A 14,036-nucleotide genomic window follows, 5' to 3' on the forward strand; every position below is an offset into this window, starting at 1 on the left:
GGCCTAGCGTATCACGGTTTCGGCAGGAGGAATGTCACTCAGGTAGCGACCGGAATTGCGATACTCCTCGCGAACGGTGGACACCGGCGCCTCGTCGACCGGCGCATGCAGCGCGAGCCTCGGTGCCGCGCGCGATGGGCCGGCGAGATCGGCGATCGCGTAGGGCAGGCGGGCGGGCGTGGGCGCTGCCGGAACTGCCTTCGGGAAGTTCGCCGGAAGGCGATTGGCGATCACCACTGCAGGCGAGGGCTCGCGGCCGGCGTACAAGCGCCTGAATGCGGCGGGCGCGCCCCAGTCGCCAGGCATGCGGTAGAAATTGTGGCTGCCGACCACCGCCACCTTGGCGAGCTTGTAGGCCCAGAAGGGCAGCACCTGCTGGGTATGGTAATGCGTTGCATAGCCCACTCCGGCATAGACCGAACCGGCGAGCGCTTCCGATGCGATGCGGCGCGCCCGCAGCCACGACACGCCCGATGGCGGCTGGCCGAGCGATCCATCGCAGGTGAAGGTGAATTGACACCCACCGCCGGCCTTGAGCGGACCCTGATAGACGACTCCGCACACCGTTCCGGGATAAGCCGGGTGGCGGGCGCGATTGAGTACGACCTGGGCGACCGCGCGCTGGCCGTCTTCGCTCTCCGAGCGCGCCTCGTAATAGACCGCTTCGGCGAGGCATTGCAGCGAGCGCTGCTGGTCGACGACGCTGCCCGCCCGGAAGACGGTTGCCGATGCGCGCGGATTGGGCATGGCGGCGAACGGAATGGCGGCGTTGAGCGTCACGGCGTCTCCCGCCGAAACCGGCTTGATGCCCATCGCATCGACTTCCATCGCGGGGGCGCTGGCACGCGGATCGGGTGCGGCCGGGATCGCCGACGACACCATCTCCGCGGCGAAGGTCTGCGGCACGGTGCGCGGACTTGCACCCAGCGGAACGCAGGACGCGCCGAACAGGAGCAGGCCAAGCGCCGCGATCTCTCGCCCGCGGCCGTGCAAGGCCTCGCGAAGGGCGCCGACGATCAAGCTGTCCGACACTGCCACCCGCTGAAATCCGCCTCTTTATGGTGCCTGCCGAGCTTCGGTTATCGCGTTTCAGGCCGTCTGCCTTCCCCCTGAATCCGGCTGTCCCGTTCTGGCACCAAGCGGGCGAGATCGTTAATTCGGCAGGGAAAGTCGACGCTTCGGATCGTTACGGGTGGGTGGGACGTTCCACCCCCTCATCGAAATGCGAGGCGTCTGGATTCATGCGGAAACTGTTGGTGTGCGTATCGGTGGCGGCCATGCTGGTTGCCGGTTGTGGCAGCCAGAGCGGGGGGACGAAAGGCGAGACCGTCACTGTCGATCCGAACCAGGTCTCGCCGCAAGATCTGCAGGCGGCAGTCAAGGACGAGCGGGTCAAGCGTTTCTACGCGGCGCGCAATTGGGCACCGGTCTGGAACGCCGAACGGTCGGCCGAGCTGACCTCGGCCTTCGCCGATGCGGAGCGCCATGGCATCAACGCCGACGGCTATGTCAAGAATGCGAAGGCCGGCGCGAATGCGGCCGAGCGTGAGGCTGCGCTCACCCTTGCGGCTCTCGATTATGGTCAAGCGCTTGCCATCGGCTTCGTCGATCCTCGCAAGATCTTCGAAGTCTACGAAGTGCCGATGAATCAGGTCGATCTGATCGGCGGCCTGAGCCAGGCAATCAACGGCGGCGGCGTGCGCGCCTGGCTTGCGGGACTCGCGCCGCAGGATGCGGAATACAAAGCGCTTCAGGACGCCTATCTCGCGTATCGGCAGCGCGCCGCGCAGGAGCAGAAAGCGGCGATCCAGGCCGGCGATCCGATCAAACCGGGAAGTCGTGACCCGCGGGTGCCGCAAATCGCCGAGGGTTTGCGGAGCAATGGCTATCTCGCCGCCGCACAATCCGCCCAGGAAGCGGAGGCGAGCGGCAACGCGCAGGCGGAAGCCGCCCCGAAAGCCGCGACCGGCTCGAGCGGCTACACGCCGGAGCTCGTCGCCGCCGTGAAGAAGGTGCAGGCGGATTACGGCATCGAGCCGGACGGCGTGATCGGAAATTCGACGATCGAGGCGCTCAACACCGGCGCCAAGGAGCGGGCGCGGATCCTTGCGGTCAATTTGGAGCGGCGGCGCTGGCTCGCCCGCACTCCGCCGCCGACGCGGATCGACGTCAACACCGCCGCCGCCGAGCTCACCTATTGGCGCGACGGCCAGGCGGCGAACCGGCGCAAGGTCGTGGTCGGCCAGCCCGATTGGGAGACCCCCGAACTCGGATCGCCCATTGCCCGCCTGGTCGCCAATCCCGATTGGACGATCCCGGACTCCATCGCCAAGGAAGAGATCATACCCAAGGGCGCCACCTATATGGCGAAGGAGAATATCGTCACCAAGAACGGGCGCCTGGTGCAGCAGCCGGGGCCGAAGTCAGCGTTGGGTCTGGTCAAGTTCGACATGATCAACGATCATGCCATTTACCTGCATGACACGCCGGCCAAGGCGCTGTTCGCGAGCACGCAGCGCCATTCAAGCCACGGCTGCGCCCGGGTCGATGACGCGATCGGCTTCGCCCGCTTGCTCGCCGATGATCAGGGACAGCGCGAAGCGTTCGACAAGGCGCTGGCAACCAAGAAGGAGACGCCGGTACCCTTGCCCAACCAGATACCGGTAAGGCTGCTTTACCACAGCGCCTATCTGGACGGCGGCAAGGTCGTGTTCCGCACCGATCCCTATGGGTGGGACGACAAGCTTGCCCAGGCGCTCGGCTTCGAGGGCCAGATCCGACCGCGGGTGAAGACCCACGTCACCGACGTCGGGCCGTAAGCAGGGCGTCCGCTATCCTCCCGAGCCGCGCTAGGGGAGGATAGGGGCGGATAGCCGCTCCCGCCGTTCTGGTGACTGCGTGCGCCAGTGCGGCTTGGCGCGGCGTCAACGTTCATCGGGTAATCCCTGGCCTCTTCGGATCTGCCTTCAGGCTCCGCCACGTCCGTTGCGCGTGCGATTGCGGTGCTTCGTGCGCATCATCTTCCCTGGCGGTGCTTCCCCCAGAAGAAGGAAGCGCGGCTCCTACCCATGTCGTGCGGCTCCGCTCGGATCGCATCGTCGACGCTGGCTAGGCGTCTCGCGCTCGGCCGCATCTTGCCGGTCCGTCGATGCCAGGTGCCGCTTGGTCGTCGCGCCCGCGCGTTCGCAGACGCCTGGACCGCGTGCGCAGAAGCGGACGCGCTTCGCACGGTATCTCTCGCCTAATCCTGTTCGTGCGGCGGGAGAAAGGACCTGTCTTCATCCCGCAGGAGCCCCTCCCGTCGCAACCGCCATGTTCAGCCGCCATGTTCAGGATTGAGACCCATGTCCAAGTCGCTTCTCGCTTCCGCGGCCCTCGCGCTGTCCGTCGCAGGCCTCACCGCTCCCGCCGACGCGCGGCCGAATTCGGTCACGATCCGGGTCTCCGATCTCGACCTTGCCACGTGGAAGGACAATGCCCAGCTGGACCGCCGCCTTAAGAATGCGGCGAACGCGATCTGCGGCAGGGTTCCGGTCCTGCCCCTGCGCGACAAGCTGAACGCGCAGAACTGTCACGATGAGGTGCTTGCGAGTTCCGCGGAGCAGGTGGCGCTCGCCCGGACGCAGGCCGACACCAGCGTCCGCCTCGCACGTCGCGGCGATTAGCCTGTTGCGATCTCGGTCCTGGCGGCGGCCGAGGCGATCGCCTCCCAAGGCATAATCACGCCGCCAGCGACGTTCGTTTGCGATCGACCAACTGCCGGATCGCAGCCTGCGGGACCGCTTCGGAGAAGAGGAAACCCTGCAGTTCGTTGCAGCCGGCCAGCCGTAGCATCTGCCCTTGCTCCTCCGTCTCGACGCCTTCCGCGGTGACCGAAAGGGCCATCGCATGGCCCAATGTCACCACCGCCTGGATGATTGCCGCGGCTTCCAGGTCGTGTCCGAGGCGTTTCACGAAGCTGCGGTCGATCTTGATCTTGTCGACTTCGAATTTTCGCAGATAGCTGAGGCTCGAATAGCCGGTCCCGAAGTCGTCGAGAGCGATGCGGAATCCCATCCGGCGAAGATGCACCAGCGCGTCGCGCACCGTTTCGTCCTCGTCGAGCAAGATGCCTTCCGTGATCTCGAGTTCGATCTGGGCCGGGTCCACTCCGGCCGCGTGGACGATCTGGCGTATCGCCTCGGCACAGCCGGGCTTCCGAAACTGCAGGGGCGAGACATTGACTGCGATCGACAGGTCCGGCCAGCATCGTGCCACGCCGCACGCCTGCTCCAATACCCATCTGCCGAGTTGATCGATCAGTCCCGCCTCTTCGGCGATGGGAATGAACGCGTCCGGCGACAGCTCTCCCCGCTTGGGATGGCGCCAGCGCATCAGCGCTTCCAGGCCCGTCACCTTGCTGCCGGTACCGTCCATCTGTGGTTGGTAGCAGACGGATAAGCCTTCGCCGGTGTCGAGCGCCGTCCGCAGATCCTGCTCGAGCGAGCGACGAACGATCAGGCTTTCGTCCATGCCGGCATTGAAGAAACGATACGCGTCCCGCCCTTCGGCCTTGGCGCGATACATCGCGATGTCGGCCTTGCGAAGCAGATCGGCCCGATCATCGGCACAATCCGGGTGAATTGCGATGCCGATACTGACACCGATGAAGACCTGCGTGCCGAGTATTTCGAACGGCTCGCGGAGAGCCTTGAGGATCGCCTCGGCCGTTCCGGCAGTGGCGTCGCTAGAGCCATGCGCCGGGATGAGGATCGCGAACTCGTCGCCACCGATCCGTGCCACGAGATCACCTTCGCGCAGGCAGGCCTGGACCCGCCCGGCGACGACCTGGATCAAGAGATCGCCGCCGAGATGCCCCAGTGTATCGTTCACCTTCTTGAAGCGGTCGAGATCGAGCAGCATCACCGCGCAGGCGCTGCCCGGCCGCTGCTGGCCAAGCGCCTGATCCACAGCGTTGTGAAAGAAGGCGCGGTTGGGCAGGTCGGTCAGCGCATCGTGATAGGCAAGGTGATGCGCCTGCGCCTCCTTCGCCTTCAGTTCGACATGAGCGGCTTGCAGCAGTGCGAGGGAGCGCAGATCCTTGCGCATCAGTCTCGCAATGCCAAAAACGAGCAGGGCCAGGAGCGCCAGAACCGAGATGAAGGCCGCCGCCGCAACCGGTGCCGTCGACCGGAGGACGGTGCTTCCCGGAAGCTCAGGCCGCCAGGTGAAGAAGCCCAGATGCACACCGCGCGTTGAGATCAGGGGAATACTGAGGTCGAGCGACTGCGGCGCTGCCGGTGCGTCGGTCACCCGCGCCCGTGCGATCAACCGGATCTGCGAGAGCTCGCGCATCAGATCGGCATCGAGATAGCGGATGCTGACCAGCAGCGGCTCGTGCCCCGGAGTGGCCGGTACGGCCGAGGAATCCGGAACGATCCGCATCACGCTGACGGCGGCCGGCCGCCCGCCGACCGTGGCGAGATCGGTCGCGTGAAAGGTGCTGGCCGACGTTCGGACGCTGCTGCCAGGCGCCAGCGCTTGTCCCGGCAAACGCTCGTGCGGGTTCGCCTTGCGCGACGATCGGCCGCGAACGGCCCGTACCATTGGAAGGAACGACTCGGCGAGCCGATGGTAACGCGCCGGATCTGCACCAATGCCGTCGATCATCGCGTAGACAGGGGTGTCGCGGGCATCGAGGATGAAATCGGCGTCGTGATCGAAGACGTAGTTCAGCCAAGTGCCGACATTCTGGTCGATCCATCCCCGATCGGGACGGGACTTGCGCAGTTCGAGAACAACCGGATCCCAGATCGCGACACCGGTCTGGCTTTGGGCCAGCTCGTCCAGCGTTGCGCTGACGGCGAGCTCAACCTCGCGTGCTTGCCGCGCAATCGACTCCTGATCGCTTTGGCGCGCGGACGTGCGCGCGCCGACGAAGGCGAACAGGGCGATGGCAAGGGCGAGCGCCGCCACCGGCAGGATGACCTGCACGACGAACCGTGTTCGGAAACGCGCCGTCCCAGTCTCCACGCCTTCTACCAAGCTCCTCTCGCCCTGCTCACAACCTTGTCGCGGCGTGTCGCGCGACCGGTCGCCGGTCAGAGCGCCGGCGCGATCTTCGCCTTTCTTTATAGAGGCTTTGCAGGTGGTGAAGCGGATCCAGGCAAGCGGATGTCGTAAGTGCTCCGCCTGCGTATACGCTCAGCTGTCGAGCCAGCCGCCCGCGTCGGCGCCGCCAATCGGCATCCCGGGTGGAACTTCGGGCGGCTTCGCCTGGCGCTGAAGTTCGGCCACGAGGCGTTCCCGATCTCGGAGCAATGCGGCCGTTTCCCGCCGCCAGGCCGATTCCGCGCCGTCTCCCCGCGATTTGCCTAACCCGTCGGCGGTCCGGCTGAGCCGCTCGGCAGCGATGGCTGCCACTTCCGGGTCGGTGCGATCGCTCAGCGCGACGCCGGCGATGGCCATCAGGCTGCGATAGGCGATCCTTCGGCGCAACGGGTCCGAGACATCCGCAACCGTCGCTGCGCTGAGCCGGTCGAGCAGTTCCCCTACGCCCGGCTGCGCCGCGTCGGCGGCGTGCTGAAGCAGGAGGCGGGACAGACGTGTTCGATCGAGCAGCGGCCCGAGCACCATCGTCGCGCCGACATCTGCTGCGGCAAGCGGATCGAAGACGGGACCGCCCGCCGTCGGCATGATCTCGATGCCGAACTGAGGGTCTTCATTGCCCTCGTCGGCCGCCGACAGGGAGGGCACCAGTCGCGGCGGTACGGCGAGAGCCTGTGGTTGCAATGCCGTGAGAAGGGCCCCGATCGCTCGATCCTGATCCGCTGCGGCGACGGGCGTGGCAGCGCGGCCGGCCCCTGCCACGCCATAATCGTAATCGACGCCGCCGACGAACTTGGCAGCCGCTTCCACTTGGTAGCGGTGAAGCAGCCAGACCGGTACGAAGCTGCGCCGCAACCCGGCCAATGGCGCGCCGGCAGGGAGCGCATCGGGGCCGAACCGAGCGAGGGCGACCTGACGAACGGCGAGCATGCGCTCGAGCTCGGCCACCGGATCCGCACCGTCGTCCCAGAGGCTGCCCCATGGCTGGGCGGAGCCGGGTGCGCGCGCATCGGCGTCGCTGACGAAACGCGCGCCCGACGCGATCATCGCATCCGCTTTGCGGCGGGCTGCTCCATCCGCGTCGGTGCCCAGCGGCGGTGCGCCATAGGCCCAGTCGACGGCGAAGCGATCCCAGTCCCCGAGCCCGACACCGTAGGCATCGGAGAGATCGGGGCGGCCATCGACCAGGCCGATGCGCGGTGCGGGATAATCCATCACCGACGCGCGTGCCTGGGTGCTGGCGGCGAAGTTATGGACGAGGCCCAGCGCGTGGCCGACTTCATGGGCGGCGAGTTGGCGCAGCCGGGCGAGCGCGGCGCGGACCGCCGGGCTGTTCGGATCCGAAGACGCGCCGAGCAAAGCATCGAATATCAGCATGTCCTGGCGCACCCGCAGCGAGCCGAGCAGAACGGAGCCCTTGACGATCTCGCCGGTGCGGGGATCGGCGATGACCTGGCCGTAGGACCAGCCGCGGGTCTCGCGATTGACCCAATTGACGACGTTGTAGCGCACATCCATCGGATCGATCCCGTCGGGAAGGATCTCTGCCCGAAAGCCGTCGATGAACCCGGCCCGATCGAAGGCCTCGCTCCACCAGCGAACCCCGTCCAGCAACGCCGATCGGATCGGCTCCGGCGCTGCATTGTCGACGTAGAAGACGATCGGCTTCTTGACCGGCGAACGGGCCGCGCTCGGATCGACCTTCTCCAGCCGGAAGCGGTTGACGAGATCGTAGACGATGCGATCGCCGAGCGGCGCCGAAAAGTCGATTGCCTGAGAGCCGAAGCCGCCCACCCGAGGGTCGAGCCGCCGCGGCGCATAGCCTGGCCCTGGCAGTCGTACAAACGAATGGTGAACGACGAAGCCGATCTGGCGCGGGTCGGGGGCGGTGATCCCGGAGGACGGGCTCGCCTCCTCGGAGCGGAAGGTCTGCAACGCGTCGACCTCGACATTGTCTGCGAAGGCCTTGATCGACGCCGGATCGGCGAGGCTCGCTTTCTCCACCTGCCGATAGCCCTTGGCGCCAGAGGCTTGCAGCGAGGGCGCGATCCCGGCGACGTCGCCCGCGAGATAGGGCGCAATGTCGAAGGTGAAGCTGCCGTCGGGCTTCGTGGCGACGACATCTCCGACCCAAGCCGTCGAGCCGGCGAAGCTGTCGCGCACCGCGGCGCGCTCGCTTGCGCTTCCCCGCGAGGCGCGGAAGCGGGCATTTTCATATTGGATCGCCACCTTGTCACCGATGCGGCGGACCGTCATCAGACGGGTGGGCCCGAAACTTGCCCGGTCCAAGCCGAGCCGCGACGAGCCGACGCCGGTGCGCAGCGTGGTCGCATGGAGCAGCCGAAGCGCGATCCCGTCATCGCCGGGCTTTGGTACGGTGGCAAGGATCTTGCCGTCGGCCGCAGCGGTGAGCGGCAGAATCGTGTTGCCGGGGCGATCCACCGGGCTCTGCGCGGAAGCACCGACTGATAGCGCCGCAATGGCGATGATTGCTGTCGTCACTCGCAGGCGCCGCACCGAACGACCAGATCTCCGCTGCCCCAAATGCATTCGCCCATCTCCCTGCTGTCCGCCCACCCGTGCCATGCGCGGTGAGGGTGGTCTAGCGTCCGGTGCGAAGTTCACTCGTGATGCGGATCACGCCGGTCGCCTTTTCCGCAGCCGGGCGTATAGCGCGAACATGGCTCAACGGGATCTCAGCCTCATCATCGTCGGCGTCGCCTACCCGAACCGGGACGGCGGCAACCGCCAGTTCGAGGTGGCGATGTGCACGCCCGGCGAGCCGGTGACGCTGGTGCCGGAGCCTACCAACAAGGCCGATCCGGCAGCAGTTGCCGTCTATAGCTGTCGTGGGGTCCAGATCGGCTACCTCAGCGCAGAGCGCTGCGTCTGGATCGGGGGCAAGTTGCGCCAGGGCCAGGAGATGAAGGCGATCTTCCAGGAAGGATCGAGCAGAAGGGCGGTCATCCGGCTGAACCTGGATGGGCACGATCCAGCGCTGCCGCTGGTAAGGTCCGGCGCGGCAATGCCGGCTGCGGATGTCTCGACGATGGCGTCCGATCCGGACAGCGGCTTCTGAGCCGACGAAATCCCGCCCGACGATTGACGACCACGAGAACCGAGCCCCGCGGGGCGGGAGGGGCTGTCAGCTCATCGCACGAGCCCGGCCTGACGGCAGCGCCGATCGATTTCTCGAACGCGAGGATCGGCGGCGCCGAGGCGCGCGCGCGTCTTGGGAAGGTCGGCGCAGACCGCCGCCGCCTTCGGGCTGACCTTCTGTTTGCGAGTCTTGGCTCGGGCGTCGATCGCGGAATGCATCACCGTTGGGAGGCTATAGGCCGACGGATCGACATTTCCGGTATAATCCTGTGCGCCGGCGGCACTGGTCATCAGCGCTGCGGCGGAGCTAAGCATCAGCGAGTTTCTCATCGTCAGACCTCCATCCCCACCGATCGCCAGGGCGCCGTCACGCCAACTCTGGTCTCGAGCCTCATTTGAGCCTCAATGCCGACGCTGGCCGTAGGATCCGACCGACCCGCATCGAAGCTGATCGTACAGGCTTGGTGCTCCAGCTCAAAAGGGCAGGCGAAAGACATCGGCGAGGAGCGCCTTGCCGGTGACCCGCGCCGCGGCGGGGCTGTCGCAGATGACCAGGATCTGGCGCGCGCCGTCTCCGTCATCATCCCATAAGGCGAGCCCCTCCGGATGATCCGCTCCGCGGCCGAACGGAAGCTCGCAGATCCGCTCAGGGCGATGGAGGCGAACCCGGTCCGGATCGTGAGGCGGATCGTTGACCCAGTTACGCCACCGGTAGAGCGCGCACGGACCGCTGAGGCCGGTGGTTGGGCCCGCGAGGATCAGCAGATCGTCGCCGCAGCGTTTCAGATCGCGGATCCCAAGACCTTCGAGCGCAAGCAGCCGCCGGACCGGGGCGTCGGCCAATTGCAGCATTCCCGACTTTCGGCCGCGGATCGTGAATTCGATCAGCACCGCATGAGTCGCAATCACCGGCCCACGCATGCCGAGCACGACTCGATCTCCGCAGACCGCAATCCCTTCGACATCGATGCCGCCCTCCTTGGCGGGGATGCGCGTGAACGGCCTCAGCAAAGGATCGCGACGGAACGCCTTGGCGACGGCATTGCCATGTCTGCCCTGCTTGAGGATGCCGGCACGCCGGGTGCCGTCGCGGGCCACCGGGGTCCATCGCCCGTCCTGCTCGATGAGGGGGATGCGCCCGAGCAAGGCACGCGGCCGCGTATCCTTGAGATCGGCAAGCGCTGCCAGATCGATGCACGAATCGGGTGCCTTCTCGGGCTTCGGCCGGGTGCGGGCATGGCTTCCGACCACCCACAGCCAGCCATGGTCGGCGGCGAGACCTTCGATGTCGGCCTCTTCATCCGGAAAGGCGACGGGCAGCAGCCGCTCGATGGAGAAGCGTTGATGCGCGCTCCAGTCCTGCTGCGATCGCGTCAGCCGTTCGATTTGCGCCTGCTCGTCGGCGGCCACGAACAAGGTGTCGTCGAGCCGCGTTCCGGCGGACAAATTCTCGATCACCTCGTCGGCGACATCGCCGAAGCGGAGGGTGACCTGGGCGGCAGGCTGGTGAGGTTCGGGCCACAGGCTCATTTCGATCTCTCCGGAAGCAACGTGTCGCCGAATCAAGAAGTTGCGCGGCAATCAGGTCGAGCGATGGCGCGCCATTTCCCCGGTTCGTTCAATTCACGCGCGGCCCGCGAGTTCGCGCGCATTCTGCAGATAGAGTCGCCCCACCTTTTGCTCTTCGCCGTCGCCGAGCTGGGCATACCAGCGTCCGGTCTCGTCACGCCGGAACCCGGTGACGAAATCGCGCCGGACGATCGAGGAGCGGTGCAGCCGGACGAACCGTGTTGGGTCGAGCTCTTCCTCGAGCCTGGCGATGGTGTGATTGATCAACCAGCTGCGGCGACCGACGTGGAGCCGCATATAGTCGCGCTCCGCGGTGATCCGATCGACGTCGGCGGCGGCGAGGCGGACCAGGCCGCGCGGCTCGGAGACCCAGAATTCCTCGAGATGGCGCGAGGTCTTGGGCGCCGGCTCGCCGGCATCGTCTTCGCTCAAGCGGCCGCGTGCGCGGTCCACCGCCTTGGCGAGCCGCTCTCCGGAGACCGGCTTCATCAGATAATCGATCGCCTCGACCTCAAAGGCGGCCACGGCAAACGTGTCGAATGCGGTGACGAAAATTACCATTGGCGGTTTTTCGAGCGATCCGAGGGCGCGGGCGACCTCGATCCCGTCCATACCCGGCATTGCGATGTCGAGCAGCACCACGTCGGGCGTCAGCGCCTCGATCAGGCGCAGGGCGGCGGCGCCCTCGGACGCGGTGCCGGCGAGTGCAACGCCGTCGATGCGGGCAAGGAGCAATTGGAGACGTTCGACCGCGAGCGGCTCGTCGTCGACGATCAGGAATCGGATGGCGGACATGGTTACTCGAGAGGCATGGCAATGGTGACGCGGTAGCCGCCGTTCGGCAAGGCTTCATGGTGGCATTCGGCTTCGCGGCCGAAACGCGCGGCGAGGCGGTCGCAGACGTTGGCAAGGCCGACACCGGTTCCGTGCGCGGCACCCGCGGCGGGATCCGGTCCGCGATCATTCTCGACCCGAACGACCAGACGACCGGCTTCCTCCGAGGCCTCGATCGTCAACGTCACCTGATCGGTGGTGCGGGCGACGCCGTGCTTGATCGCATTCTCGACGATCGGCTGCAGGATCAAGGGCGGAACCTGGACCTGTTCGAGCGCCTTGGGAACGCGCACGGTGACTCGAAGGCGGTTGGGGAAACGCACTTTTTCTATGTCGAGGTAGAGCAATTGAAACTTGATCTCTTCGGCGAGGCTGATGTTGTCGGTGGGATCGATCGAGAGGCTGGCGCGGAAGAAGGTCGAGAGGCCGACGATCATGTTCTCGGCCTCTTCCTCGCGCCGCGACAGCACCAGCGACGACAGCGAGTTCAAGGTGTTGAACAGGAAATGGGGGTTCACCTGGTAGCGAAGCGCGCGAAGCTGCGCGGCATGGGCATCACGCTCTGCGCGGGAGGCGCGTCGTTCCGCATTGCGAAGCTGCACGGAGGAACTGATCGCGAGGTAGAGGCTCGCCCACGCGGCGAAGAAGAAATACCAGGTGACGAGCCCGTCCGCGATGAGACGGGCGACGCGGGCGTCGGAGGGCGGATGCGTCTGCAGCGGACGCGACGCTACGGCGGCGGTCGGCGCCTCCGGCATCGACCGGGGCAATGGCTGGTAGAGCATGAAAGCGAGATTGAAGGTGGAGAAGATCGCCGCCGCCGGCACGCAGGCGATCGCGGCGGCGATGACCTTGATACGGATGCTCTCGGCAGCGGCGCGGTGCAGGACGAGATAGACGAGGAAGGTGAGAATGACGCCGATCACGCAGCCCGCCGCGCGATATTGCAGCGCCCGAAAATTCTCTTCGAGCAAGGCCATCCGCAGGACGATGGTGGCGAGATAGAAAAGCCAGAAGCCGCCGATCGTAGCGGCGGCCAGCGGCAGATCGGGAAGCCGGGTCCGAACCGGTATCACCACATCGGCCCACACGATCCGCATGCCGGGAGCAGCTCAGCCGGGATCCGAAGCGAAGCGATCCAGGTCGTCACAGCCGCGGCCGGCGATACGGGAAAGCGCGTTCCGGCAAGTCCCTCGAACGGTTTTGGTGTGGATAAATCGTTACGAGTGCGTTTGGATCCCATATTTCCGCGATTTCTCGGCTTCGTCTGTGGCGGCGATGTGACACTCCTGAGACGCTGCCGCCGCGCGGTCAACATTCTCGTTGCGGCGCGGCACGAACTTTGGTCCATTTACGGTGGGGAACGGAGGCGTTGGTTAAGCGGCCTGTAAGAGTTTCGGCCGCATAGACTCCGACGGGTAGAAGGAGCGGGAAGATGGCGACCAATACGAAGCCGGCTCACGGGGCGTTGACGCTGGTCGAAATGAAGGAATTTGCGGGCTTTTCCGCCGCGACGCAGCGTTACATTCGCCGCGCTCTCGACATCGGCCTTGGCCGCCGCGACGCGATCCGCCGCTGGTCGCGCGATGTCGGCGAAGCCGCCAGCATTCGTGCGCAGGAGCGCATGTATCGCCGGCTGGAGCAGATTCGCGAGCATGTGCCGGACGATAGCGGCCTCGATGAGATGGAGCCGTTGATGGGGCCGCTGATCACGATCACCGCCTTCGATCTCGGGCAGGATCGTCTTCCGGACTTCGCATCCTATCGCTTTCTCTACGAGCGCCTGATCGGCGCTGCGGTTCGCCCTTGGCTGCCGGGCGCCTTCTGCGCCGCCGCGGCGCTGCCGCACCTCCATCCCGAACGGCGCCGGACCCTGCTGCAGTCGATCAGCGAAGCCGCCGCGACCGCCCCGGGCTGGTCGAACCGCGAGCCGGCGTTCCTGCCGGAGTGGGTCGACAAGATCGACGTCACCGTCGAGGGCTGAGGCCCGTTTGGATCCTGGTGGACACCTGAGGTCGGTTCCTGGAGTTCCGATCTGAGGCGACCCGGCTTCAAAGGTCAGAGACGAACGACAGGCGGCGGGGCTTCGGCTCCGCCGTTTTCGTGTAAGCCGGTGGCGCCCTGCCTTCCTACGATGTGCGATGGACAGCAAAAAGCCCGCTGCGGCACCAGGCCGCGCGGGCTTTTTCAAACGAGCAGGAAGCCTGCCCGCACAGCCATTACATACCGATGACGACCATCGAGACGTAAAGAATGCCGAAGGTCACGCCAGAAAGCGCGCCGGTAAGACGCTGAACCATTTCGATTTTCCTTGTTTTGGTGCAGTGCAGCATAACGGGTTCAGCAACAATGTCAACCAACTTAGTTGACATTCGTGTTTGTACGTAAGGCGCAGCCCATCGTCGCGGCGGAGAGACACCGCTCCAGACCCGCCGCATTCTGCGTGA

Annotated in this window: 12 protein-coding genes; 5 read left to right on the forward strand and 7 right to left on the reverse strand. The window is 66.0% G+C overall.

Annotated elements, in window-relative coordinates; genetic code table 11:
- Positions 1–3 precede the first annotated feature (3 nt).
- Positions 4–1,032, reverse strand: a complete 1,029-nt coding sequence (locus ETR14_RS19355; RefSeq protein ID WP_129387728.1) for a cell wall hydrolase — start codon at positions 1,030–1,032, stop codon at positions 4–6.
- A 209-nt stretch (positions 1,033–1,241) separates the two neighbouring features.
- Here ETR14_RS19355 and ETR14_RS19360 point away from each other — a divergent pair, with 209 nt between their 5' ends.
- Positions 1,242–2,819: a murein L,D-transpeptidase gene (locus tag ETR14_RS19360; RefSeq protein WP_243455586.1), complete on the forward strand. Its 1,578-nt coding sequence runs from the start codon at positions 1,242–1,244 to the stop codon at positions 2,817–2,819.
- A gap of 525 nt (positions 2,820–3,344) precedes the next feature.
- Positions 3,345–3,665 (forward strand): UrcA family protein, encoded by a 321-nt coding sequence (locus ETR14_RS19365; protein ID WP_129387731.1) that lies wholly within the window; start codon positions 3,345–3,347, stop codon positions 3,663–3,665.
- A gap of 55 nt (positions 3,666–3,720) precedes the next feature.
- On the opposite strand, the gene ETR14_RS19370 is transcribed toward ETR14_RS19365, so the two are convergent.
- Complete coding sequence (locus ETR14_RS19370) at positions 3,721–6,012, reverse strand: bifunctional diguanylate cyclase/phosphodiesterase (protein ID WP_129387734.1); 2,292 nt, start codon at positions 6,010–6,012, stop codon at positions 3,721–3,723.
- Between the two features lie 171 nt (positions 6,013–6,183).
- Positions 6,184–8,589: a zinc-dependent metalloprotease gene (locus ETR14_RS19375; protein ID WP_243455587.1), complete on the reverse strand. Its 2,406-nt coding sequence runs from the start codon at positions 8,587–8,589 to the stop codon at positions 6,184–6,186.
- A gap of 178 nt (positions 8,590–8,767) precedes the next feature.
- On the opposite strand from ETR14_RS19375, the gene ETR14_RS19380 reads away from it, so the two are divergent.
- Entirely contained in the window at positions 8,768–9,166 is a 399-nt protein-coding gene (locus ETR14_RS19380; protein ID WP_165356529.1) for an HIRAN domain-containing protein, read from the forward strand.
- 71 nt (positions 9,167–9,237) lie between these two features.
- Here the strand turns inward: ETR14_RS19380 and ETR14_RS19385 are convergent, their stop codons facing one another.
- The 4 genes from ETR14_RS19385 to ETR14_RS19400 form a co-directional block, all read right to left on the reverse strand.
- The gene (locus ETR14_RS19385) at positions 9,238–9,516 is read right to left on the reverse strand and encodes a hypothetical protein (protein ID WP_129387743.1); all 279 of its coding nucleotides are present in this window, start codon (positions 9,514–9,516) and stop codon (positions 9,238–9,240) included.
- A gap of 144 nt (positions 9,517–9,660) precedes the next feature.
- Positions 9,661–10,716, reverse strand: a complete 1,056-nt coding sequence (locus ETR14_RS19390; protein WP_129387746.1) for a DUF3616 domain-containing protein — start codon at positions 10,714–10,716, stop codon at positions 9,661–9,663.
- Positions 10,717–10,809: 93 nt separating this feature from the next.
- A complete protein-coding gene (locus tag ETR14_RS19395) occupies positions 10,810–11,550 on the reverse strand; it encodes a LytTR family DNA-binding domain-containing protein (protein WP_129387749.1) in 741 nt (246 codons plus the stop codon).
- Between the two features lie 2 nt (positions 11,551–11,552).
- Positions 11,553–12,689, reverse strand: a complete 1,137-nt coding sequence (locus tag ETR14_RS19400; protein ID WP_129387752.1) for a sensor histidine kinase — start codon at positions 12,687–12,689, stop codon at positions 11,553–11,555.
- 335 nt (positions 12,690–13,024) lie between these two features.
- Between ETR14_RS19400 and ETR14_RS19405 the strand changes: the two genes are divergently transcribed.
- Positions 13,025–13,573: a hypothetical protein gene (locus ETR14_RS19405; RefSeq protein ID WP_129387755.1), complete on the forward strand. Its 549-nt coding sequence runs from the start codon at positions 13,025–13,027 to the stop codon at positions 13,571–13,573.
- 157 nt (positions 13,574–13,730) lie between these two features.
- On the forward strand, positions 13,731–13,958 hold the full coding sequence (locus ETR14_RS19410; protein WP_129387758.1) for a hypothetical protein: 228 nt from the start codon (positions 13,731–13,733) through the stop codon (positions 13,956–13,958).
- Positions 13,959–14,036 lie beyond the last annotated feature (78 nt).

This window comes from Sphingosinicella sp. BN140058, assembly GCF_004135585.1.
Taxonomy (GTDB): domain Bacteria; phylum Pseudomonadota; class Alphaproteobacteria; order Sphingomonadales; family Sphingomonadaceae; genus Allosphingosinicella.